Raw genomic sequence first — 23,961 nt, 5'->3', positions numbered from 1 at the left:
AGGGAGTGACTGGATGAAAATCATCATCCTCGGCGCAGGGCAGGTCGGCGGTTCGCTGGCGGAACACTTGGCCAGCGAGGCCAATGACATCACCGTGGTCGACACTGATGGCGAACGTCTGCGCGACCTCGGTGATCGGTTGGACATCCGCACTGTGCAAGGCCGCGGCTCGCTGCCGACCGTGCTGCGTCAGGCCGGCGCCGACGACGCCGACATGCTGGTGGCGGTGACCAACAGCGACGAAACCAACATGATTGCCTGCCAGGTTGCCCACTCCCTGTTTCACACCCCGACCAAAATTGCCCGGGTTCGCGAAGCTGCCTACCTGACTCGCTCCGAGCTGTTCGACAACGAAGCGATTCCGGTGGACGTGCTGATCAGCCCGGAGCAAGTGGTCACCCATTACATCAAGCGCCTGATCCAGCATCCGGGCGCCTTGCAGGTGATCGACTTCGCCGAAGGCAAAGCCCAATTGGTGGCGGTCAAGGCGTACTACGGCGGCCCGCTGGTGGGTCAGCAACTGCGACAGTTGCGTGAGCACATGCCGAATGTCGAAACCCGCGTGGCGGCGATTTTCCGTCGCGATCGGCCGATCCTGCCCCAGGGCGATACGGTGATCGAGGCGGACGACGAAGTCTTTTTCATCGCCGCCAAGGCGAATATTCGCGCCGTGATGAGCGAAATGCGCCGCCTCGATGAGAGCTACAAACGCATCGTCATCGCGGGCGGCGGGCAGATCGGTGAGCGTCTGGCCGAGGCCATCGAAAGCCGTTACCAAGTGAAGATCATCGAGATGAACCCGGCCCGCTGCCGTCATCTCTCGGACACCCTTGACAGCACCGTGGTACTGCAGGGCAGCGCTTCGGATCGGGATCTACTGCTGGAAGAGAACATCGCCGACGCTGACCTTTTCCTGGCCCTGACCAACGACGACGAAGCCAACATCATGTCCTCGCTGCTGGCCAAGCGCCTGGGTGCGAAGAAGGTGATGACCATCATCAACAACCCGGCCTACGTCGACCTGATCCAGGGCGGCGACATCGACATCGCCATCAGCCCGCAATTGGCGACCATCGGCACCTTACTGGCCCACGTGCGCCGTGGCGATATCGTCAGCGTGCACTCATTGCGCCGGGGCGCGGCGGAAGCCATCGAGGCGATTGCCCACGGTGATGAGAAGTCGAGTAAGGTCATCGGCAAGTCCATTGAGAACATTGGTCTGCCGCCGGGAACCACCATCGGCGCAATCATCCGCGACGAAGAGGTGATCATTGCCCACGATGACACGGTGATTGCGGCGGGTGACCATGTGATTCTGTTCCTTGTGGATAAGAAGCATATTCGGGATGTGGAAAAGCTGTTCCATGTGGGGTTGAGCTTTTTCTAATTCAAAATCGCCAAGATCGCAGCCTTCGGCAGCTCCTACGCCGATCTCAGTAGGAGCTGCCGGAGGCTGCGATCTTTTGATCTTCGCTTCAGCACGCCAAAGGAATCCACCCATGCTCGAATCCCTGGAAAAAATGCTCGCCAAGGGTGTGGATAACTCATTGCTGCGCTTCGGGCTGGGCAAGGGTTATCTGGATCTTGGGGAAAACGCCAAGGCCGCTGAGCATTTCCAGCGTTGCGTCGAATTCGATCCGAAGTATTCAGCAGCCTGGAAGCTTTTGGGCAAGGCCCATCTGGGGCTGAAGGATTTCGCGGCCGCACGTCAGGCGTGGGAACTGGGGCCTGGAAGCCGCTCGCGCCCATGGCGACAAGCAGGCCGAAAAGGAAATGACCGTGTTTCTGAAGAAGCTTGAGCGTCAGGCTCACTGATCAGAGGTATCGCAGGCCAATGCCCTCTGCATCCACCAGCACCACTTCCATGCGCACGCGCGGCGCGCCTGTGGATAAGTCCTGCACCTGACCGTACACCACCGCGCCCTTGGGCAATGTCGACAGGCCCGGATGCTTGACGTAGACGCCTGTCGTCGAAAGGTTACGCGTCTGGCCCAGGCATTCGCCGAAGCTGTGGTGACTGATCTTGATACGAAAGGATTTGCGGTGTTCGGACATCTGTTGCGCCCTTATTGAACGTGTTGTGGATAAGCCGATGAGCAAGATCAAAAGATCGCAGCCTGCGGCAGCTCCTACGGGTTATCCACAGATCGTGCCAGCCTTATCAGTACCAGCGTTCTTCGCCGGGTGGACGCTTCTTGAAGCGCTTCATGCTCCACATGTACTGGCTCGGATACGCCCGCACATAGCGCTCGACCACCTGGCTCATGGCCGCGCAGGACGTCTCGGTATCGGTGCTGTACATGGCCTCTGGCGCGGCTTCGAGGATCACTTTGTAACCCGAACCATCCGGCAGACGTAGCGCATGCAGGAACACGCCGACCGCTTTGCCGCCGGCGAGCATGTTCGGTACGAACTTGCTGGTCAGGGCCTGTGTGGCGAAGAACGGCACGAAAATCCCGGCGGATTCGGACGGTTCCGGGTCAGCGGGAATGCCCACTGCACCACCTTTGCGCACTTCCTTGATAACACTGAGGATGCCTTCCTTGGTGGAAGCGGCCACCCGGTTGCCCAATTGCACCCGCTGCTTGCGCAGCAAATCATCCACCGCCTTCAACTTCGGCGGGCGATAGAAAATGATCGGTTTGCACTGGCTGCAATAGAAGTGGTTCAACACTTCCCAGTTGCCCAGGTGGCTGGTGATGCCAACGACCCCTTTGCCGGAGGCGAGGGCGTCCTTCAATACGTCGAGACCTTCGACTTCACGCACCAGGTCGATGGAGCGCTGGGCCGGCCAGATCCAGGCGCAGGCGCTTTCGGTCAGGGATTTGCCGATGTCTTTCAGGCTTTGGCCTACCAGTCGCTCCCGTTCAGCCGCGTCCATGTCCGGGAAACACTTGGCGAGATTGATCCGCACCACATCGCGGGAACGGTTGGGGGTTTTCCACATGACCCAGCCGATGGCCGAGCCCACGGCCTGCACTGCCCGCCACGGGAGCAGGGCAAACAGCCGCAGAGCGCCTACCAGCAAGGCGCCTTTAAACTTTTCCACAGGTCACTCCTGATCTTGTGCTGTGCGCGAGGCGGCTATTCTAACCGCCGTTCGCCAGCACCGCGTAGCGATCGCAATCCTGAGTGTGGTCCATGACCATGCCCGAGGCCTGCATCAGCGCGTAACAAATAGTCGGGCCGACGAACGTGAAACCGGCCTTTTTCAGGCCTTTGCTCATCTCCACGGCGGTCGGCGTCACGGCCGGCACTTCGCTGCGGTCCTTGAAATGGTTGATCACAGGCTTGCCGTCGACGAAGGACCAGAGAAACGCCACCGGATCCTCCAGCGCCAGCCAGGCCTGGGCATTGCGCCGGGCCGCATTGAGTTTGAGGCGATTGCGAATGATGCCCGGATCGAGCATCAATTCATCGATTTCGGCGTCGCTCATCTGCGCCACGCGCTGTACGTCGAAGCCGAACATTACCTGACGATAGTGCTCACGTTTACGCAGCACGGTGATCCAGGAAAGGCCGGCCTGGAACCCTTCGAGCAAAAGCAACTCGAACAATCCCTGCGCATCGCGTAGCGGCGTGCCCCACTCCTGATCGTGATAAGCCATATACAGCGGATCTTCGGAACACCAAAAGCAGCGTGGCATAAGGCTCCAGGGGGCGTGCGCAGGACCGAATCGGGTATACTCCCGCTCTTTAAATCGCAGCCCAAGAAACAGGTGAATTTCGTGAGCCAGCCTACGCCAGCCGTGCGTACCTTCCAAGACTTGATCCTCGCCCTCCAGCAATACTGGGCCGAGCAAGGTTGTGTGGTACTTCAGCCCTACGATATGGAAGTAGGCGCCGGGACTTTCCACACTGCCACGTTCCTGCGCGCCATTGGCCCGGAAACCTGGAACGCCGCTTATGTGCAGCCCAGTCGTCGCCCGACTGACGGCCGCTACGGCGAAAACCCGAACCGTCTGCAGCACTACTATCAGTTCCAGGTCGTGCTGAAGCCGAACCCGGACAACTTCCAGGAACTGTACCTGGGCTCCCTCAAGCATGTCGGCCTGGACCCACTGGTCCACGACATTCGCTTTGTTGAAGACAACTGGGAATCGCCGACCCTCGGCGCCTGGGGCCTGGGTTGGGAAGTCTGGCTCAACGGAATGGAAGTGACGCAGTTCACTTACTTCCAGCAAGCGGGCGGTATCGAGTGCTACCCGGTGACCGGCGAGATCACTTACGGTCTCGAGCGTCTGGCCATGTACCTGCAAGGCGTGGATTCGGTCTACGACCTGGTCTGGGCTGACGGTCCGTTCGGCAAGGTGACCTACGGCGACGTGTTCCACCAGAACGAAGTGGAGCAGTCGACCTACAACTTCGAACACGCCAACGTCGAGAAGCTGTTCGAGCTGTTCGACTTCTACGAAAGCGAAGCCAAGCGCCTGATCGAACTCGACCAGCCGCTGCCGTTGCCGAGCTACGAAATGGTGTTGAAGGCCTCCCACACCTTCAATCTGCTGGATGCGCGCCGGGCAATCTCGGTGACCGCGCGTCAGCAATACATTCTGCGTGTCCGCACCCTGGCGCGTTCCGTTGCGCAAGCCTACCTGCTGGCTCGCGCCAAGCTGGGCTTCCCGATGGCGACCCCGGATCTGCGTGACGAAGTGTTGGCTAAGCTGGAGGCTGCACAATGAGTGCTCAAGATTTTCTGGTTGAACTGGGCACCGAAGAACTGCCACCCAAAGCCCTGAACACCCTGGCCGACGCGTTCCTGGCCGGTATCGACAAGGGCCTGCAAGCCGCTGGCCTGAACTACGAGACCAAAACCGTCTACGCCGCGCCACGTCGTCTGGCTGTGCTGATCACCTCGCTGGCTACCCATCAGCCGGATCGCAGCATCAACCTCGATGGCCCGCCACGTCAGGCCGCATTCGATGCCGAAGGCAACCCGACTCAAGCGGCATTGGGCTTCGCCAAGAAGTGTGGCGTCGACCTGAGCGAAATCGATCAGAGCGGCCCGAAACTGCGCTACAGCCAAAGCATTGCCGGCAAGCCAACCGCGAGTCTGCTGCCGACCATCGTCGAAGATTCCCTGAACGACCTGCCTATTCCCAAGCGCATGCGCTGGGGTGCTCGCAAGGAAGAATTCGTTCGTCCGACTCAGTGGCTGGTGATGCTGCTCGGTGACCAGGTCATCGATTGCACGATCCTTGCCCAGAAGTCCGGCCGCGATTCCCGTGGTCACCGCTTCCATCACCCGGAAAGCGTGCGCATCACCTCGCCGGCCAACTACCTGACCGACCTGCGTGCCGCTTATGTATTGGCCGATGCCAACGAGCGTCGCGAGCTGATCAGCAAGCGCGTCGAAGAGCTGGCGACGATGCAGGAAGGGACGGCGATCGTTCCGCCAGCGTTGCTCGACGAAGTGACCGCGCTGGTTGAATGGCCGGTGCCGCTGGTGTGCTCGTTCGAAGAGCGTTTCCTCGACGTGCCGCAAGAAGCCCTGATCACCACCATGCAGGACAACCAGAAGTACTTCTGCCTGCTGGATGCCGACGGCAAGTTGCTGCCACGTTTCATTACCGTGGCCAACATCGAAAGCAAAGACCCGCAGCAGATCATCGCCGGTAACGAGAAAGTGGTTCGCCCACGCCTGACCGACGCCGAGTTCTTCTTCAAGCAAGACAAGAAGCAGAAACTCGAAGACTTTAACCTGCGTCTGCAAAACGTGGTGTTCCAGGAAAAACTCGGCAGCGTCTACGACAAGGCCGAGCGCGTTTCCAAACTCGCTGCGTTTATTGCTCAACGCATTGGCGGTAACGCCGCATGGGCTTCCCGGGCCGGCCTGCTGTCCAAGTGCGACCTGGCGACCGAGATGGTCGGTGAGTTCCCGGAGATGCAAGGTGTCGCCGGTTACTACTACGCCCTCAACGACGGCGAGCCGGAAGAAGTTGCACTGGCACTGAACGAGCAATACATGCCGCGCGGTGCCGGTGCGGAACTGCCGACCACCCTGACCGGTGCGGCCGTGGCCATCGCGGACAAGCTCGACACGCTGGTGGGCATTTTCGGCATCGGCATGCTGCCAACCGGCAGCAAAGACCCGTATGCCCTGCGTCGTGCTGCACTGGGCGTGTTGCGCATCCTGATCGACAAGAAGCTCGACCTCGACCTGAACGACGCCGTGGCTTTCGCCGTGAATGCGTTCGGTACCAAGGTCAAGGCTGCCGGCCTCAATGACTCGGTGCTGGAGTTCATCTTCGACCGTCTGCGTGCCCGTTACGAAGACGAAGGCGTGGATGTCGGGACGTACCTGTCGGTGCGTGCCCTGAAGCCGGGTTCGGCGCTGGACTTCGATCAACGCGTACAAGCGGTAGAAGCTTTCCGCAAATTGCCGGAAGCCGCTGCCCTGGCCGCCGTGAACAAGCGCGTTTCGAACTTGCTGAGCAAGGTCGAAGGCTCTGTTCCTTCGGTCGTGGAAGCCAAGTACTTCGACAACGCCAACGAGTTCTCCCTGTACTCGGCGATCCAGCAGGCTGACCAGGCTGTCCAGCCGATGGCGGCGGCGCGTCAGTACAGCGAATCGCTGGCACGTCTGGCTGCCTTGCGCGAGCCAGTGGATGCGTTCTTCGAAGCAGTAATGGTCAACGCTGAAGATGCCAAGGTCCGCGCCAACCGTTATGCGCTGCTGTCGCGCCTGCGTGGGCTGTTCCTCGGCGTCGCCGACATTTCGCTGCTGGGCTGAGGGGCTGCTGTTGAAACTGCTGATTCTCGATCGGGACGGGGTGATCAATTACGACTCCGACGCTTACATCAAGTCGGTGGAGGAGTGGATTCCGCTCCCGGGTTCGATCGAAGCCATCGCGCAGTTGAGCAAGGCTGGCTGGACGGTAGCGGTGGCTACCAACCAGTCGGGCATCGCTCGCGGCTATTACGACATCGCCACCCTGGACGCCATGCACGAGCGCTTGCGCGAGCGGGTGGCGGAGCAGGGCGGTGAAGTCGGGCTGATCGTCTATTGCCCGCACGGGCCGGACGATGGCTGCGATTGCCGCAAACCAAAACCTGGGATGTTGAAAACCATTGCCGCGCATTACAACGTATCGCTGACCAATCTTTGGTTCGTCGGCGATACCCTTGGTGACCTGGAGGCCGCCAAAGCCGTCGATTCTCAGCCAGTTTTGGTAAAGACCGGGAAAGGCGAAAAGACTTTGGGCAAGACCCTACCGGTAGGCACCTTGATTTTTGACGATCTGGCGGCGATTGCCGCAGAACTTATCCACAACTAAGGCTCTTCTGACATCCTGGCCAAGGACTGATCGGGAGTGCGCTTGAATAGGCGGGCAGAGCCCGCAACGGTAAATGTCGCCATGTCGATACTGCAGGCCATCAGAACCTTCCTCTTTTACCTGCTGCTGGGCACCAGCTCCTTGCTCTGGTGCAGCCTGAGCTTTTTTATCGCGCCTTTTCTGCCGTTCAAGGCGCGCTATCGCTTCATCAATGTGTACTGGTGCCGCTGCGCCTTGTGGCTGAGCAAGGTTTTCCTGGGCATCAGCTACGAAGTGAAGGGCGCCGAGAACGTGCCTGACCAGCCCTGCGTGATTCAGTCGAACCACCAGAGCACGTGGGAGACATTCTTTCTATCCGCCTACTTTGAGCCATTGAGCCAAGTGCTCAAGCGCTCATTACTGTTTGTGCCGTTCTTCGGCTGGGCCATGGCCATGCTGCGACCAATCGCCATCGACCGCGACAATCCGAAAGCCGCGCTCAAGCATGTGGCGAAGAAGGGCGATGAACTGCTGAAAGACGGCGTCTGGGTCCTGATCTTCCCAGAGGGAACGCGCGTTCCTTACGGCACCATCGGAAAATTCTCTCGCGGTGGTACCGCTTTAGCCGTCAACGCCGCACTTCCAGTGCTGCCGATTGCGCACAATGCTGGCAAGTTCTGGCCGAAAACCGGTTGGGCGAAGAAGCAGGGCGTCATCACCGTGATCATCGGTGAGCCGATGTACGCCGTGGGCAGTGGGCCGCGCGCCATTGCCGATCTGAATGACCGGGTGCAGAGCTGGAATGAGCAGATGCAACGGGAAATGGGCTCGCTGCCAGCAACCCCTGCGGCCCCCTCCGCCAACGATCAGGTTGCTGTCTGAGATTCTGTGGATAACCTGTGTACCGTTTTGTCGAAAAGTAGCGTTTTTTGTTTTTAAGCTTATGATTTATATACATATTTCCTAAACACATAAAACGCCGGAAATGGTGCATAAGTTTTTTTCGGGCGCAAAAAAACCGGCTGATATAGCCGGTTTTTTTATGCCTGCGATTTGCTGGATTTCAGGCTTCGAACAAACGGCACGTGGGGCCTGCTTTCACGGAATCGCAGAAATAAAAAAGGCCAACGCTGAGCGTTGGCCTTTTTCGTTTGGCAGGTTTGCTGGATCAGAAGTCCAGGTTGGAAACCGCCAGGGCGTTGCTTTCGATGAAGTCACGACGAGGCTCGACCGCATCACCCATTAGGGTGTTGAAGATCTGGTCCGCGCCAATGGCGTCTTCGATGGTCACTTTGAGCATCCGGCGCTGTGCTGGGTCCATGGTGGTTTCCCACAGCTGATCCGGGTTCATCTCACCCAGACCTTTGTATCGCTGGATGGTGTGACGCTTGGTGCTTTCGGCCATCAGCCATTCAAGGGCTTCCTTGAACTCGGTGACCGGCTTCTTGCGCTCGCCACGCTGGATATACGCGCCGTCGTCCAGCAAGGTGCTCAATTGAGCGCCCAGCGATACAACGGTCTTGTAGTCGTTACTGCCGAAGAAGTCGCGGTTGAAGGTGACGTAGTTCGACAAGCCGTGGGAGATCAGTTCGACCTCTGGCAGCCAGACGTTACGTTCACGGTCTTCACGCAGGCTGGCTTTGTAGACCAGGCCGGACTTCTCGACGGTGCGCAGGCGAACTTCGTACTGGGCCATCCAATCCTGCATCGCAGCGTGATCGGACAATTGCTCCAGGCTAACGGCAGGCAGGTAGATGAAGTGCTCGGTCAGCTCCTGTGGGTACAGGCGCGACAGACGCTTGAGGGTCTTCATCACCAGACGGAAGTCATTCACCAGACGCTCGAGGGCTGGTCCGGAAATACCCGGGGCTTCCTCGTTCAGGTGCAGGCTCGCATCTTCCAGGGCCGACTGCGTCATGTACTCTTCCATGGCGTCGTCGTCTTTGATGTATTGCTCTTGCTTGCCTTTCTTGACCTTGTACAGCGGTGGCTGGGCGATGTAGATGTAGCCGCGCTCGATCAGCTCCGGCAACTGACGGAAGAAGAAGGTCAGCAGCAGGGTACGGATGTGCGAACCGTCGACGTCAGCATCGGTCATGATGATGATGTTGTGGTAACGCAGCTTCGCGATGTTGTACTCATCGCGGCCAATGCCACAGCCCAGCGCGGTGATCAAGGTGCCCACTTCTTGCGAAGAGATCATCTTGTCGAAGCGCGCCTTCTCGACGTTCAGGATCTTGCCCTTGAGAGGCAGGATGGCTTGGGTCCGGCGGTTACGTCCCTGCTTGGCGGAGCCGCCAGCAGAGTCACCTTCCACGAGGTACAGTTCGGAAAGAGCAGGGTCTTTTTCCTGGCAGTCAGCCAGTTTGCCCGGCAGGCCGGCGATATCCAGCGCGCCTTTACGGCGGGTCATCTCACGGGCTTTACGCGCCGCTTCACGAGCGCGAGCCGCATCGATCATCTTGCCGACGACCAGTTTGGCTTCGTTCGGGTTTTCCAGCAGGAAGTCGGAGAAGTACTTGCCCATTTCCTGTTCGACTGCGGTCTTCACTTCGGAAGAAACCAGCTTGTCTTTGGTCTGGGAGCTGAACTTCGGATCCGGCACTTTAACCGAAATGATCGCGGTCAGGCCTTCACGGGCATCGTCACCGGTGGTCGCGACTTTGTGCTTCTTCGCCAGACCTTCGGCTTCGATGTAGGTGTTCAGGTTACGCGTCAGAGCGGAACGGAAACCCACCAGGTGAGTACCGCCATCGCGCTGTGGAATGTTGTTGGTGAAGCACAACAGGTTCTCGTTGAAGCTATCGTTCCACTGCAAGGCGATTTCCACGCCGATGCCGTCTTCGCGCTGGATGTTGAAGTGGAACACCTGGTTGACCGGGGTCTTGTTGGTGTTCAGGTATTCAACGAACGCACGCAGGCCACCCTCGTACTTGAACAGCTCTTCCTTGCCGCTGCGCTCATCCTTGAGGACGATGCCGACACCGGAGTTGAGGAAGGACAGTTCACGAATCCGCTTGGCCAGGATGTCCCAGCTGAAGTGGATGTTCTTGAACGTCAGGTCGGACGGCTTGAAGTGAATCTGGGTGCCGGTGCTTTCACTCTCACCGACGATTTTCATCGGTTCTTTTGGAACACCGTGAATGTAGGTCTGTTCCCAGATTTTGCCGCTGCGGCGAACGGTCAAGACCAGCTCTTCGGACAGGGCGTTCACCACCGACACACCTACACCGTGCAGGCCGCCGGATACTTTGTAGGAGTTGTCGTCGAATTTACCACCAGCGTGCAGCACGGTCATGATGACCTCGGCTGCCGAGACGCCTTCTTCTTTGTGCACGTCTACCGGGATACCACGACCGTTGTCGCGAACGGTGATGGATTCGTCCGGGTGGATGATGATGCTAATGTCGTCGCAGTGGCCAGCGAGCGCTTCATCGATGGAGTTGTCGACTACCTCGAAGACCATGTGGTGCAGACCGCTACCATCGTCGGTGTCACCAATGTACATACCGGGACGTTTGCGTACGGCATCCAGGCCTTTCAGCACTTTAATGCTCGTTGAGTCGTAGGTATTCGTATTTTCTTCGCTCAATGCCTTCACTCCCGATGGTCGTGGGTCTGGGTGATACGGCCCTGTTCCACGTGGAACAGAGCGACTGGCGTATCCGTCTGCCAGCCTTCCCTCAATAATTCGTGATCTACACAGGTGATAAACACCTGGCAGCGTAAGTCTTCCAGCAAGCGGCAAAGCGCGCGGCGGTGGTGCTCGTCCAGTTCGGACGGCAGGTCATCCACCAGATAAATACACTGGCCTCGTCGGGCCTGGCTGACCAAGTGCCCTTGGGCAATCCGCAATGCACAGACCACCAGCTTCTGCTGACCGCGAGACAAGATGTCCGCGGCGTTATGTGCGCCCAATCTAAGACGCAAATCAGCACGCTGTGGTCCGGCTTGGGTATGACCCATTTGCTGATCCCGCTGAAGGGACCCGGCGAGCACTGCACTCAACTCGCGGTCTTTGTCCCAACCTCGGTAATAGCTGAGCGTTAAGCCCTCGAGCTCAACCAGTTCGCTCAAGGTCTGTTCAAAGACTGGTTTCAAGGCTTTGATATAAGCGCGGCGGTATTCATCAATTTCAGCGCTGGCCTGGCACAGTTCCCTGTCCCAAACCGCTTGCGAAACGGCGTCAAGTGTACCATGCCGCAGCCAAGAGTTTCTCTGGCGCAGGGCCTTCTGCAAGCGCTGCCAGGTGGACATGAATCGTGGTTCCACGTGGAACACGCCCCAGTCGAGAAACTGCCGACGAATCTTCGGTGCGCCTTCCAGCAATCGAAAACTGTCAGGGTTGATCAACTGCAGCGGCAGGATTTCCGCCAGTTGCGCCGCGCTGCGAGCATTCTGCCCGTCGATGCGAATCTGGAACTCCCCTTGACGGTCTCGGGAGATCCCCAAGGCGCTGTGCCCACCCTCGGCCATCTCCACCTGACCAAACACCGTACAGGCGAGCTGCTCGTACTGGATGACCGGTAACAGGCGGGTGCTACGAAACGAACGGGCAAGCCCCAGCAGATGAATGGCTTCCAGAACACTGGTTTTGCCGCTGCCGTTGGCGCCGTAAAGAATGTTGATTCGGGGGGAGGGGGAGAAGGTCACCGGGTGCAGATTGCGCACCGCGGTGACAGAGACACGACTTAAGGACATCTAGCTTCTGCTGAGCATGATTACAGACGCATCGGCATGACAACGTAGGCCGAGTCGTCGTTGTCGGACTCTTGCACCAGCGCACTGCTGTTGGAGTCGGACAGGATCAGGCGAACTTGTTCAGTGGTCATCACGCCCAGCACGTCGAGCAGGTAACTCACGTTGAAACCGATTTCCAGATTGCCGCCGTTGTACTCGACGCCCACTTCTTCTTCCGCTTCTTCCTGTTCCGGGTTGTTCGCCTGGATCTTCAGCTGACCATTGGCCAGTTGCAGACGGATGCCGCGGTACTTCTCGTTGGACAGAATCGCGGTACGGCTGAACGCTTCACGCAGGGCCTGACGATCGCCGAGTACCAGCTTGTCGCCGCCCTTAGGCAGAACACGCTCGTAGTCCGGGAATTTGCCGTCGACCAGTTTCGACGTGAAGGTGAACTCGCCAGTGGTCGCACGAATGTGGTGCTGACCCAGTACGATACTGACGATGCCGTCCGGCTCAGTCAGCAGGCGCGCCAGCTCAAGGATACCTTTACGTGGCACGATGACCTGATGGCGATCCGGCTGACCGATATCAGCCTGCATCGAGCACATGGCCAGACGGTGACCGTCGGTGGCCACGGCGCGGATGATGCCAGCCGAGACTTCCAGCAGCATACCGTTGAGGTAGTAACGCACGTCCTGCTGGGCCATCGCGAAGCTGGTGCGCTCGATCAGACGACGCAGTTTGCTTTGCTCAAGGCTGCACGTCAGCGAGCCGGGGCCTTCTTCCACAGTCGGGAAGTCATTGGCCGGCAGGGTCGACAGGGTGAAGCGGCTACGGCCGGCCTTCACCACGAGCTTCTGCTCGTCGACCTTGATGTCGATCAGCGCATCGTTCGGCAAGCTTTTGCAGATATCCATCAGCTTGCGCGCAGGCACAGTGATGGAACCTGGATCGGCAGGCTCTTCGAGTTGTACACGACCGACCAACTCGACTTCCAGGTCGGTACCGGTCAGCGACAATTGCTGGCCTTCGACAACCAGCAGCACGTTGGAGAGCACCGGCAAGGTCTGTCGGCGCTCGACGACGCCTGCGACCAGTTGCAGGGGTTTCAACAGGGCTTCGCGTTGAATGGTGAAATGCATGGTCTAGTCCCTTGCCTTAATAAGCTGCGCTGGTGTTCATCAAGTGGTCAGTGTACGCAGCAGGTTCTTGTAGTCCTCGCGGATGTCCGCGTCGGATTCCTTAAGTTCGTTGATCTTGCGGCAGGCGTGCAAAACAGTCGTGTGGTCCCGGCCGCCAAACACGTCGCCGATTTCCGGCAAGCTGTGGTTGGTCAGTTCTTTGGACAACGCCATGGCGACCTGACGCGGACGAGCTACCGAACGCGAACGACGTTTGGACAACAAGTCGGAGATCTTGATCTTGTAGTACTCGGCGACCGTGCGCTGAATGTTATCCACAGAGACCAGTTTGTCTTGCAGTGCCAACAGATCTTTCAGGGATTCGCGAATCAACTCGATGGTGATATCGCGGCCCATGAAGTGCGAGTGGGCGATCACGCGTTTGAGCGCGCCTTCCAGCTCACGGACGTTGGAACGAATACGCTGGGCAATGAAGAACGCCGCGTCATGGGGCAGATCGACTTTGGCCTGATCGGCCTTTTTCATTAGGATCGCCACACGGGTTTCCAGTTCCGGCGGCTCGACGGCTACCGTCAGGCCCCAGCCGAAGCGGGATTTTAGGCGCTCTTCAAGGCCTTCAATTTCTTTCGGGTAGCGGTCACTGGTGAGAATGACCTGCTGGCCACCTTCAAGCAGGGCGTTGAAGGTGTGGAAAAACTCTTCCTGGGAACGTTCTTTGCGAGCGAAGAACTGAATGTCATCGATCAGCAATGCATCCACCGAACGGTAGAAGCGCTTGAACTCGTTGATGGCGTTCAGCTGCAGGGCCTTGACCATGTCGGCCACGAACCGCTCGGAATGCAGGTACACAACCTTGGCATTCGGATTCTTCTTTAACAGGTGGTTACCCACAGCGTGCATCAAGTGGGTTTTACCCAAACCGACGCCACCATAAAGGAAGAGCGGGTTGTAACCGTGCTTGGGATTGTCCGCCACTTGCCAGGCCGCAGCCCGAGCCAGTTGGTTGGACTTGCCCTCGACGAAGTTTTCGAAGGTGAAGGTGCGGTTCAGGTAGCTGGTGTGCTTGAGCGCGCCTTCGACCTGCACCGTACGCTGTTCGGCGCGAATCGGAGCTTGTTGCGAACTGGCCCCGGCCATCGGGTCGAAGCTGTCGCGCGATGGCTCTTCATTAACCTCGGCAACTTTTTGCGTCGCACGCTTGGTCGGAGCGGCTAACTGGGCTGGCGCCGGGGCGCTGACAGGTGCTTGAGCGGCCTGAGCCTGTGAAGCAGCGGCGGCCAACGGAGCATTCGGGGCGGCACGCGGTGCCGAACTGCGTTTGCTGCCTATTAATAAGGACAGCGCCGGCGCCATGCCATTGCCATGCTCATCCAGCAGTTCAAGGACGCGGCCCAGGTACTTTTCGTTGACCCAGTCGAGAACAAAACGATTCGGTGCGTAGACACGCAACTCGTCGCCTTCGGCTTCGACCTGTAGTGGACGGATCCAAGTGTTGAATTGTTGGGCAGGCAGCTCATCGCGCAAAAGCTCCACGCACTGCTGCCAAAGTTCCACTGACACGGATATCCCCTAAGTTGAAAGCCGGTGAGGCAAAAACAAGCCGCCATTGTAGCCGACCAAGCCCCGACTTATCCACACGAAGGTTGTGCAACTCCCATGAAGAATCAGTGATTTATACGAAAAAAAGACGACCAGCGGTCTGTGCATAAGCTCTGTGGATAACCGGGCCTAAGGTCGTTGTACAAGTGGGGGCGAAACCCGGTGGATAACCACGCTGTGGATAAGTACCTCTTTCACACACAGCTTATCCGACAGCGCAGCACAGGGTTACCACCGTTTTCCACCGTAGTTGTCATTCTCTGTACATCACGACTTTAAAGGGCTGATGGCAGTTATCCACAGATGATCGTGTCCCTAGCTTTTATAAGCTTTACAGAAAAGCTTTAAATACTTTCCTTCTTAATTTCTATATCTAGCCAAGGAGCTCGGCAGGAAAAACGTCTGGAGATCTATTTATAAGGAATCGCTGGTTGGAAATTGACCTAGAGGCTTGCTTTCTCTAGAATCCCCGGTCTCTTAAAACGGGGGCCATTCCGGCCCGTTGTGGACGAACCAGGTAACACGACAATGAAACGTACTTTCCAACCAAGCACTATCAAACGCGCTCGTACCCACGGTTTCCGTGCTCGCATGGCTACCAAAAACGGTCGTGCCGTCCTGTCGCGTCGTCGCGCCAAAGGTCGTGCGCGTCTGGCAGTTTGATAATCCGGCACTGGAGGTGAGTCAGGACTTCAGTCGGGAAAAGCGTCTGCTTACTCCCCGGCATTTCAAGGCAGTCTTTGACTCCCCTACCGGCAAGGTTCCGGGGAAAAATCTCCTGCTCCTTGCGCGCAACAACGATCTTGATCACCCCCGTCTCGGGCTGGTTATCGGGAAAAAGAGCGTAAAGCTCTCCGTCGAGCGCAATCGCCTCAAACGTCTGATGCGCGAATCGTTCCGTCTGAACCAGGACTCACTGGCCGGCTGGGACATCGTTATCGTCGCGCGCAAAGGTTTGGGTGACGTAGAAAACCCCGAATTGATTCAGCATTTCGGCAAACTCTGGAAGCGTCTGGCACGCAGCACGCCGGTACCAGCAGTCAAAACCGAAACTGTAGGGGTAGACAGTCCCGATGCGTAAACTGGCACTCGTTCCGATCCAGTTTTATCGCTATGCCATTAGTCCTCTGATGGCCAGTCACTGTCGTTTCTACCCCAGTTGTTCCTGCTACGCGTATGAAGCCATAGAAAATCATGGCCTTCTGCGCGGTGGCTGGCTGGCCTTTCGTCGTTTAGGTCGCTGTCATCCGTGGAATCCCGGTGGTTATGACCCGGTTCCATCTATCCCTACCTCCCGTTCTTCTTCGATGGCCGAGTAATCATGGATATCAAACGCACGATCCTGATCGTCGCCCTGGCAATCGTGTCCTACGTTATGGTTCTTAAATGGAACCAGGACTATGGCCAGGCTGCCCTGCCGACTCAGAATGTTGCTTCCAGTACTACCGCACCGGGCCTACCGGATACGGCGACTGGCAATAATGCTTCTGTCAGTGACGACATTCCACGCGCCGCAAGCGATACCAGTGCAACTGCACCTGCTGAAACTCCGGTAGCTGCAAGCAAAGACCTCATCCAGATCAAAACGGATGTTCTCAACCTGGCAATCGATCCACAAGGTGGTGATGTTGCGCAGTTGACGCTGCCGCTGTATCCACGTCGCCAGGACCATCCGGAAATTCCATTCCAGTTGTTCGATAACGGCAACGAGCGGACTTATCTGGCCCAGAGCGGTCTGATCGGCACCAACGGTCCGGACGCCAGTCCTGCCGGTCGTCCGGTTTACTCCTCGGAGAAGAAGATTTACCAATTGGCTGACGGTCAGGACCAATTGGTCGCAGACCTGAAGTTCAGCAAGGACGGCGTCAACTACATCAAGCGTTTCACCCTGAAACGTGGCCTGTACGACGTAACCGTTTCCTACCTGATCGATAACCAGAGTGCCCAGCCCTGGTCCGGTGCAATGTTCGCGCAATTGAAGCGTGACGCCAGCTCCGATCCTTCTTCCAGCACCGCCACCGGCACCGCGACTTACCTGGGCGCCGCCCTGTGGACAAGTAACGAACCGTACAAGAAAGTGTCCATGAAGGACATGGACAAGGCTCAGCTGAAAGAAACCGTTAACGGTGGTTGGGTTGCATGGTTGCAGCACTACTTCGTGACCGCGTGGATTCCGGCGAAAGGCGAGAACAACCTCGTCCAGACCCGTAAAGACAGCAAAGGCAACTACATCATCGGCTACACCGCTCCGGCAATGACTGTCGCACCAGGTGCAAAAGCCGAGACCAGCGCAGTTCTGTACGCAGGTCCGAAAAGTCAGGCCGTGCTGAAAGAGTTGTCCCCAGGTCTGGAACTGACCGTCGACTACGGCATCCTGTGGTTCATTGCCCAGCCAATTTTCTGGCTGCTGCAACACATCCACGCGCTGGTCGGTAACTGGGGCTGGTCGATCATCTTCCTGACCATGCTGATCAAAGGGATCTTCTTCCCGCTGTCGGCTGCCAGCTACAAATCCATGGCGCGCATGCGTGCAGTGGCACCGAAACTGGCGGCGCTGAAAGAGCAACATGGCGACGACCGGCAGAAGATGTCGCAATCCATGATGGAGCTGTACAAGAAAGAGAAGATCAATCCGCTGGGTGGTTGCTTGCCAATCCTCGTGCAGATGCCGGTTTTCCTTTCGTTGTACTGGGTTCTGCTGGAAAGCGTTGAAATGCGCCAAGCGCCGTTCATGCTGTGGATTACTGACCTGTCGATCAAGGATCCGTTCTTCATTCTGCCGATCATCATGGGTGCAACCATGTTCATCCAGCAGCAGCTGAACCCGACTCCTCCGGATCCGATGCAGGCCAAGGTGATGAAGCTGATGCCAATCATCTTCACCTTCTTCTTCCTGTGGTTCCCGGCTGGTCTGGTGCTGTACTGGGTAGTGAACAACTGCCTGTCGATCGCCCAACAGTGGTACATCACTCGTAAGATCGAAGCGGCTACCAAAGCAGCTGCCTGATTTACACTGTGGATAACCACTCAAAACGCCCCCTAGTGGGGCGTTTTGCTATCTGTCACTTTTGTCTGGATAACGGTTTATGAGCGTTCCTCGTGAAACCATCGCCGCCGTCGCTACCGCTCAAGGTCGCGGCGGTGTGGGCATCGTCCGTATTTCCGGGCCGCTGGCGAGTGTTGCGGCCAAGGCCTTCAGCGGTCGTGAACTCAAGCCAAGGTTTGCCCACTACGGCCCGTTCCTCAGTGAAAACGATGAGGTGCTGGATCAAGGCATCGCCCTGTATTTTCCCGGCCCGAACTCATTTACCGGCGAAGATGTGCTGGAACTCCAGGGCCACGGCGGTCCGATAGTTCTGGATATGCTACTCAAGCGTTGCCTGGAACTGGGCTGTCGGTTGGCCCGGCCAGGTGAATTCAGCGAGCGCGCGTTCCTCAATGACAAACTCGACCTGGCTCAGGCCGAGGCCATCGCTGACTTGATCGAGGCGAGTTCTGCACAGGCTGCACGAAATGCGCTGCGTTCCTTGCAGGGCGCATTCTCCGAGCGTGTGCATAACCTCACCGAGCAACTGATTGGTCTGCGCATCTATGTCGAAGCGGCGATCGACTTCCCTGAAGAAGAAATCGACTTCCTCGCCGATGGTCACGTACTGAGCATGCTCGACAAAGTGCGTGACGAGTTATCCACCGTACTTCGGGAAGCCGGGCAGGGTGCCTTGCTGCGTGACGGGATGACCGTGGTGATCGCCGGCCGGCCGAATGCCGGTAAATCCAGCCTGTTGAATGCACTGGCCGGTCGTGAAGCCGCGATCGTCACCGAGATCGCCGGCACCACCCGGGACATTCTTCGTGAACATATCCACATCGATGGTATGCCGCTGCACGTGGTCGACACCGCAGGTCTGCGAGATACCGACGACCAGGTAGAAAAAATCGGTGTCGAACGGGCGCTGAAAGCAATCGGCGAGGCTGATCGCGTGCTGTTGGTGGTCGATGCTACGGCTCCTGAGGCACTTGATCCGTTCGCGTTATGGCCTGAATTTCTGGAGATCCGTCCCGATCCGGCGAAAGTCACGCTGATCCGAAACAAGGCTGACCTCACTGGCGAAGCCATTGCCCTGGAAGTCAGCGAGGATGGCCACGTCACCATCAGCCTGAGCGCCAAATCTGCAGGTGAAGGGCTGGAATTGCTGCGCGACCACCTCAAGGCCTGCATGGGCTACGAACAGACCTCGGAAAGCAGCTTCAGTGCTCGCAGGCGTCACCTTGAAGCGTTGCGTCACGCCAGTGCTTCCCTTGAGCACGGCCGTGCACAGCTGACCCTGGCGGGTGCCGGCGAACTGTTAGCCGAGGATTTGCGACAAGCCCAACACGCTTTGGGTGAAATCACTGGTGCATTCAGCTCTGATGACCTGCTGGGACGGATCTTTTCCAGCTTCTGTATCGGTAAATAATCTTCCCCGTTGTCCACAGACAGGCCATTCGTGCCTGTCTGTTCCCTCCTTTTCTTGAATTCTCTTCCAGTGCTGAGCAGATTCTTTCTGCTTGAGCGGGTTTCCCGTGCCCTGGATTTGCTTATTCAGCAGTTTTCTGTGGATTAAGCCCTGTGAATAACTGCCTCTAAGGGCAGTTGATAACAGGGCCTCAAAACTGAAGATAACCGCCCCTGTGGATAAGCACCCCTTTAATCCACAGGCTTAAACCGGTTATCCAAGGGCCTCCTTGGCACATGACCACAGGGTTTTGAATCTCTGTACACATTGAATATAAAGGCCTGTAGAGATCTATCCACAGAAATGTGCTTCAGTAGAAATAAACATAAAAACAAAGATTTAATAAATTTCTTTCTTTTTAATTTCTATAACCGCGACTTCTCCACAGCTGGTTAAATTTTGTGCAAAGGGTTCTTTAGGAAGGGCGAAGTCCCTATACTTGCCGCCCAGGTCCAAAAACCTGAGCTCAAACTATTCCTGATTACCTAACTGAAGCAGGCACGAGGTGCGTGGTGGATTTCCCTTCCCGTTTTGAAGTGATCGTCATCGGCGGCGGTCATGCCGGTACCGAGGCAGCACTGGCCTCAGCACGCATGGGTGCAAAAACCCTGTTGCTGACGCATAACGTGGAAACCCTCGGTGCCATGAGTTGCAACCCCGCTATCGGTGGGATCGGCAAAAGCCATCTGGTCAAGGAAATCGATGCCCTCGGCGGCGCGATGGCCATGGCTACCGATAAAGGTGGTATTCAATTTCGCGTATTGAACAGCCGCAAAGGCCCGGCCGTGCGTGCAACCCGCGCTCAGGCTGATCGGGTTCTGTACAAGGCCGCTGTCCGCGAAATCCTTGAAAACCAGCCGAACCTGTGGATATTTCAACAGGCCGCCGACGACCTGATCGTCGAGCAAGAACAAGTGCGCGGTGTTGTCACCCAAATGGGCCTGCGTTTCTTCGCGGACTCCGTGGTGCTGACCACTGGCACCTTCCTCGGTGGACTTATCCACATCGGCTTGCAGAATTTTTCCGGCGGCCGTGCCGGTGATCCGCCGTCGATCGCCCTGGCGCATCGCTTGCGTGAATTGCCGCTGCGCGTTGGTCGCCTGAAAACCGGTACACCGCCGCGTATCGACGGTCGTTCTGTGGATTTCTCGGTGATGACCGAGCAAGCCGGCGATACACCGATCCCGGTGATGTCGTTCATGGGTTCCAAAGAGCAGCACCCGAAACAGGTCAGTTGCTGGATTACCCACACCAACGCCCGCACCCACGAAATCATTGCCGCCAACCTAGATCGGTCGCCGATGTATTCCGATGCCGGGTTGATCGAAGGTATCGGCCCGCGTTACTGCCCGTCGATCGAAGACAAGATCCATCGCTTTGCCGACAAGGAAAGCCATCAGGTTTTCATCGAACCGGAAGGCCTGACGACCAACGAGCTGTACCCGAACGGGATATCCACATCCCTGCCATTCGACGTGCAACTGCAGATCGTGCAATCGATCCGCGGTATGGAAAACGCGCACATCGTTCGCCCGGGCTACGCCATCGAATACGACTACTTCGACCCGCGTGACCTGAAGTACAACCTGGAAACAAAAGTCATCGGCGGTCTGTTCTTCGCCGGGCAAATCAACGGCACTACCGGGTACGAAGAAGCCGGCGCCCAGGGTTTGCTGGCCGGGGCCAACGCCGCACTACGTGCTCAGGGCAAAGACGCCTGGTGTCCGCGTCGCGACGAGGCGTACATCGGAGTGTTGGTCGACGACCTGATTACCCTGGGTACCCAGGAACCGTATCGGATGTTCACGTCCCGCGCCGAATACCGCCTGATCCTGCGCGAAGACAACGCCGACCTGCGCTTGACCGAAAAAGGTCGCGAACTGGGTCTGGTGGATGACGCGCGTTGGGCTGCGTTCTGCACCAAACGCGAGAGCATCACGCTGGAAGAGCAACGCCTGAAAAGTACCTGGGTTCGCCCGGGCACCGAGCAAGGCGATGCGATTTCCGAGAAGTTCGGCACGCCGCTGACCCATGAATACAACTTGCTCAACCTGCTGAGCCGTCCGGAAATCGACTACGCTGGTCTGATTGCCGTGACCGGCGGCGGCGCAGAAGATCCACAAGTCGCCGAGCAGGTCGAAATCAAGACCAAATACGCCGGTTACATCGATCGTCAGCAGGATGAAATCGCTCGTCTGCGGGCCAGCGAAGACACAAAACTGCCTGTGGATATCGATTACACGAATATTTCCGGTCTCTCCAAAGAGATCCAGAGCAAACTCGGTGCGACCCGTCCAGAGACTTTGGGCCAGGCGTCGCGTATCCCGGGTGTGACGCCGGCAGCGATTTCGCTGTTGATGATTCATTTGAAAAAACGCGGCGCGGGCCGTCAGTTGGAGCAAAGCGCTTGAGTTCGTTGGTCACCTCGCAACACGCAGAAGAGTTATCCACAGGTGCTCGCCAGCTCGGTGTCACGCTGACAGAAACCCAGCACGCGCAGCTGCTGGGTTATCTGGCCCTGTTGATAAAATGGAACAAGGCTTACAACCTGACTGCCGTACGCGATCCGGATGAAATGGTTTCCCGTCACTTGCTCGATAGTTTGAGCGTGATGTCGTTCGTCGAAAACGGTCGATGGCTGGACGTCGGCAGCGGTGGTGGCATGCCGGGTATTCCGTTGGCCATCCTGTTTCCAGAGTCCCAAGTGACCTGCCTGGACAGCAACGGCAAGAAAACCCGCTTCCTGACCCAGGTCAAACTCGAACTCAAACTGGATAACCTGCAAGTTATCCACAGCCGCGTCGAAGCTTTTCAGCCTGATCAGCCATTCAACGGGATCATCTCCCGGGCGTTCAGCAGCATGGAGAACTTCAGCAACTGGACTCGCCACCTCGGCGACACCGATACGCGTTGGCTGGCAATGAAGGGCGTTCATCCCGCCGATGAGCTGGTAGCATTGCCGGCAGACTTCCACCTCGATAGCGAACACGCCCTGGCCGTACCCGGTTGCCAAGGCCAACGCCATCTGCTGATACTGCGCCGCACGGCATGATTGGGAACACAAGCAAGAATGGCTAAGGTATTCGCGATAGCGAACCAAAAGGGTGGTGTGGGCAAGACCACCACCTGTATCAACCTCGCAGCTTCCCTGGTCGCTACCAAGCGCCGGGTGCTGTTGATCGATCTCGATCCACAAGGCAACGCCACCATGGGTAGCGGTGTGGATAAACACGGCCTGGAGAACTCGGTCTACGACCTGCTGATCGGCGAATGCGATCTGGCCCAGGCCATGCACTATTCCGAGCACGGTGGTTACCAACTGCTGCCGGCCAACCGCGACCTGACCGCGGCCGAAGTGGTTCTGCTGGAAATGCAGATGAAGGAAAGCCGCCTGCGCAGCGCGCTGGCGCCGATCCGTGAAAACTACGATTACATTTTGATCGACTGCCCGCCGTCGTTGTCGATGCTCACGCTTAACGCACTGGTTGCGGCTGACGGGGTGATTATCCCCATGCAGTGCGAGTACTTCGCGCTCGAAGGTTTGAGCGACCTTGTGGATAACATCAAGCGCATCGCTGAGTTGCTGAACCCGAACCTGAAAGTCGAAGGCCTGTTGCGGACCATGTATGACCCGCGCCTGAGCCTGATGAACGATGTTTCGGCGCAGCTCAAGGAACACTTCGGCGAGCAGCTCTACGACACGGTGATTCCGCGCAACATCCGCCTGGCTGAAGCCCCAAGCTATGGCATGCCGGCGCTGGCGTACGACAAATCATCGCGGGGCGCCATTGCCTATCTGGCTTTGGCGGGCGAGATGGTTCGTCGTCAACGCAAAAACTCACGCACTGCCGCTGCTCAGGCAACTTAAGGAATCCCCATGGCCGTCAAGAAACGAGGTCTCGGACGTGGACTGGATGCACTGCTGAGTGGTCCGACTGTCAGCTCGCTGGAAGAACAAGCGGTGCAGGCTGATCAGCGTGAGCTGCAGCACCTGCCCCTGGACCTGATCCAGCGCGGCAAGTACCAGCCGCGGCGGGACATGGATCCTCAGGCGCTGGAAGAGCTGGCGCAGTCGATCAAGGCTCAGGGCGTGATGCAGCCGATCGTGGTTCGTCCGATTGGCAGCGGTCGCTTCGAAATCATCGCCGGTGAACGCCGCTGGCGCGCCAGCCAGCAGGCTGGCCAGGAAACCATCCCGGCGATGGTTCGCGATGTGCCGGATGAAACCGCAATCGCCATGGCGCTAATCGAGAACATCCAGCGCGAAGACCTCAATCCGATCGAAGAAGCGGTGGCTTTGCAGCGTTTGCAGCAGGAATTCCAGCTGACGCAGCAACAAGTGGCCGAAGCCGTGGGCAAATCCCGCGTGACCGTGGCCAACCTGCTACGCTTGATCGCGTTGCCGGAAGTCATCAAAACCATGCTGTCACACGGCGACCTGGAAATGGGTCATGCCCGTGCTTTGCTCGGTTTACCGGAAAATCAACAGGTTGAAGGGGCGCGACACGTTGTCGCACGGGGGCTGACTGTGCGCCAGACTGAAGCACTGGTTCGCCAGTGGTTGAGTGGTAAACACGAACCTGCTGAACCGGTAAAGCAGGACCCGGATATTGCACGACTCGAACAGCGTCTGGCTGAGCGCCTAGGCTCTGCGGTGCAGATTCGCCACGGGAAAAAGGGGAAGGGGCAGTTGGTGATCGGTTACAACTCCCTGGATGAGCTTCAAGGTGTACTTGCACACATCCGCTGAAACATTTCCTCATGTAGCGTGGAGTCGGAAATCAC

21 protein-coding genes and 1 pseudogene are annotated in these 23,961 nt (G+C 57.7%); 15 read left to right on the top strand and 7 right to left on the bottom strand.

All coding sequences use genetic code 11. The features are described from left to right. Window positions 1-13 precede the first annotated feature (13 nt). Complete coding sequence (gene trkA, locus ACMXYH_RS00980; RefSeq protein WP_415766018.1) at window positions 14-1,387, top strand: Trk system potassium transporter TrkA; 1,374 nt, start codon at window positions 14-16, stop codon at window positions 1,385-1,387. Window positions 1,388-1,499: 112 nt separating this feature from the next. Next, window positions 1,500-1,815: pseudogene (locus ACMXYH_RS00975) on the top strand (tetratricopeptide repeat protein). On the opposite strand, the gene ACMXYH_RS00970 reads toward ACMXYH_RS00975, so the two are convergent. From ACMXYH_RS00970 to ACMXYH_RS00960, 3 genes are all read right to left on the bottom strand, one after another. Further along, window positions 1,816-2,055, bottom strand: a complete 240-nt coding sequence (locus ACMXYH_RS00970) for a PilZ domain-containing protein (RefSeq protein ID WP_129439733.1) — start codon at window positions 2,053-2,055, stop codon at window positions 1,816-1,818. Between the two features lie 106 nt (window positions 2,056-2,161). Further along, the gene (locus tag ACMXYH_RS00965; RefSeq protein ID WP_415766017.1) at window positions 2,162-3,049 is read right to left on the bottom strand and encodes a lysophospholipid acyltransferase; all 888 of its coding nucleotides are present in this window, start codon (window positions 3,047-3,049) and stop codon (window positions 2,162-2,164) included. A gap of 40 nt (window positions 3,050-3,089) precedes the next feature. Beyond that, window positions 3,090-3,647, bottom strand: a complete 558-nt coding sequence (locus ACMXYH_RS00960; RefSeq protein ID WP_129439737.1) for a DNA-3-methyladenine glycosylase I — start codon at window positions 3,645-3,647, stop codon at window positions 3,090-3,092. Between the two features lie 81 nt (window positions 3,648-3,728). Between ACMXYH_RS00960 and glyQ the strand changes: the two genes are divergently transcribed. From glyQ to ACMXYH_RS00940, 4 genes are all read left to right on the top strand, one after another. After that, window positions 3,729-4,682 (top strand): glycine--tRNA ligase subunit alpha, encoded by a 954-nt coding sequence (gene glyQ / locus ACMXYH_RS00955; RefSeq protein ID WP_003213601.1) that lies wholly within the window; start codon window positions 3,729-3,731, stop codon window positions 4,680-4,682. Continuing rightward, window positions 4,679-6,733 carry a glycine--tRNA ligase subunit beta gene (glyS, locus tag ACMXYH_RS00950; RefSeq protein ID WP_129439739.1) on the top strand — a complete coding sequence of 685 codons (2,055 nt, stop codon included), beginning with the start codon at window positions 4,679-4,681 and terminating at the stop codon, window positions 6,731-6,733. The genes glyQ and glyS overlap by 4 nt, the downstream gene beginning before the upstream one ends. Before the next feature lie 4 nt (window positions 6,734-6,737). Next, complete coding sequence (gene gmhB, locus ACMXYH_RS00945) at window positions 6,738-7,277, top strand: D-glycero-beta-D-manno-heptose 1,7-bisphosphate 7-phosphatase (RefSeq protein ID WP_165353315.1); 540 nt, start codon at window positions 6,738-6,740, stop codon at window positions 7,275-7,277. Between the two features lie 81 nt (window positions 7,278-7,358). Next, window positions 7,359-8,138 carry a lysophospholipid acyltransferase family protein gene (locus tag ACMXYH_RS00940; protein ID WP_415766016.1) on the top strand — a complete coding sequence of 260 codons (780 nt, stop codon included), beginning with the start codon at window positions 7,359-7,361 and terminating at the stop codon, window positions 8,136-8,138. Window positions 8,139-8,424: 286 nt separating this feature from the next. Here ACMXYH_RS00940 and gyrB read toward each other — a convergent pair whose 3' ends face one another. Genes gyrB through dnaA form a run of 4 tightly spaced genes read right to left on the bottom strand, consistent with a single transcriptional unit; the run spans window position 8,425 to window position 14,641 of the window. Further along, window positions 8,425-10,848, bottom strand: coding sequence for a DNA topoisomerase (ATP-hydrolyzing) subunit B (gyrB, locus tag ACMXYH_RS00935; protein WP_129439746.1), 2,424 nt, complete (start codon window positions 10,846-10,848; stop codon window positions 8,425-8,427). 5 nt (window positions 10,849-10,853) lie between these two features. Then, complete coding sequence (gene recF / locus ACMXYH_RS00930) at window positions 10,854-11,957, bottom strand: DNA replication/repair protein RecF (protein WP_129439748.1); 1,104 nt, start codon at window positions 11,955-11,957, stop codon at window positions 10,854-10,856. 20 nt (window positions 11,958-11,977) lie between these two features. Then, on the bottom strand, window positions 11,978-13,081 hold the full coding sequence (dnaN, locus tag ACMXYH_RS00925; RefSeq protein WP_017341709.1) for a DNA polymerase III subunit beta: 1,104 nt from the start codon (window positions 13,079-13,081) through the stop codon (window positions 11,978-11,980). Window positions 13,082-13,120: 39 nt separating this feature from the next. Beyond that, complete coding sequence (gene dnaA, locus ACMXYH_RS00920) at window positions 13,121-14,641, bottom strand: chromosomal replication initiator protein DnaA (protein WP_129439750.1); 1,521 nt, start codon at window positions 14,639-14,641, stop codon at window positions 13,121-13,123. Window positions 14,642-15,208: 567 nt separating this feature from the next. Between dnaA and rpmH the strand changes: the two genes are divergently transcribed. From rpmH to ACMXYH_RS00875, 9 genes are all read left to right on the top strand, one after another. Further along, a complete protein-coding gene (gene rpmH, locus ACMXYH_RS00915) occupies window positions 15,209-15,343 on the top strand; it encodes a 50S ribosomal protein L34 (protein ID WP_003213577.1) in 135 nt (44 codons plus the stop codon). 16 nt (window positions 15,344-15,359) lie between these two features. After that, window positions 15,360-15,761, top strand: a complete 402-nt coding sequence (gene rnpA / locus ACMXYH_RS00910; protein ID WP_031319201.1) for a ribonuclease P protein component — start codon at window positions 15,360-15,362, stop codon at window positions 15,759-15,761. Then, on the top strand, window positions 15,754-15,999 hold the full coding sequence (gene yidD, locus ACMXYH_RS00905; RefSeq protein ID WP_074872215.1) for a membrane protein insertion efficiency factor YidD: 246 nt from the start codon (window positions 15,754-15,756) through the stop codon (window positions 15,997-15,999). The genes rnpA and yidD overlap by 8 nt, the downstream gene beginning before the upstream one ends. 2 nt (window positions 16,000-16,001) lie before the next feature. After that, window positions 16,002-17,687: a membrane protein insertase YidC gene (yidC, locus tag ACMXYH_RS00900; protein WP_129439752.1), complete on the top strand. Its 1,686-nt coding sequence runs from the start codon at window positions 16,002-16,004 to the stop codon at window positions 17,685-17,687. Between the two features lie 79 nt (window positions 17,688-17,766). Further along, a complete protein-coding gene (gene mnmE / locus ACMXYH_RS00895) occupies window positions 17,767-19,137 on the top strand; it encodes a tRNA uridine-5-carboxymethylaminomethyl(34) synthesis GTPase MnmE (RefSeq protein WP_033059689.1) in 1,371 nt (456 codons plus the stop codon). A gap of 551 nt (window positions 19,138-19,688) precedes the next feature. Continuing rightward, window positions 19,689-21,587, top strand: a complete 1,899-nt coding sequence (gene mnmG / locus ACMXYH_RS00890) for a tRNA uridine-5-carboxymethylaminomethyl(34) synthesis enzyme MnmG (RefSeq protein ID WP_134421082.1) — start codon at window positions 19,689-19,691, stop codon at window positions 21,585-21,587. Then, entirely contained in the window at window positions 21,584-22,228 is a 645-nt protein-coding gene (gene rsmG / locus ACMXYH_RS00885) for a 16S rRNA (guanine(527)-N(7))-methyltransferase RsmG (RefSeq protein WP_129439756.1), read from the top strand. Before mnmG ends, rsmG begins: the two co-directional genes overlap by 4 nt. 18 nt (window positions 22,229-22,246) lie before the next feature. Continuing rightward, window positions 22,247-23,044, top strand: a complete 798-nt coding sequence (locus tag ACMXYH_RS00880; RefSeq protein ID WP_008155709.1) for a ParA family protein — start codon at window positions 22,247-22,249, stop codon at window positions 23,042-23,044. A 9-nt stretch (window positions 23,045-23,053) separates the two neighbouring features. Then, window positions 23,054-23,926 carry a ParB/RepB/Spo0J family partition protein gene (locus ACMXYH_RS00875; protein ID WP_129439758.1) on the top strand — a complete coding sequence of 291 codons (873 nt, stop codon included), beginning with the start codon at window positions 23,054-23,056 and terminating at the stop codon, window positions 23,924-23,926. Window positions 23,927-23,961 lie beyond the last annotated feature (35 nt).

Source organism: Pseudomonas frigoris, from assembly GCF_047758635.1.
Taxonomy (GTDB): Bacteria; Pseudomonadota; Gammaproteobacteria; order Pseudomonadales; family Pseudomonadaceae; genus Aquipseudomonas; species Aquipseudomonas frigoris.
The sequence above is the reverse complement of the archived record's forward strand: the minus strand, read 5'-3'. Positions and strand labels throughout refer to the sequence as shown.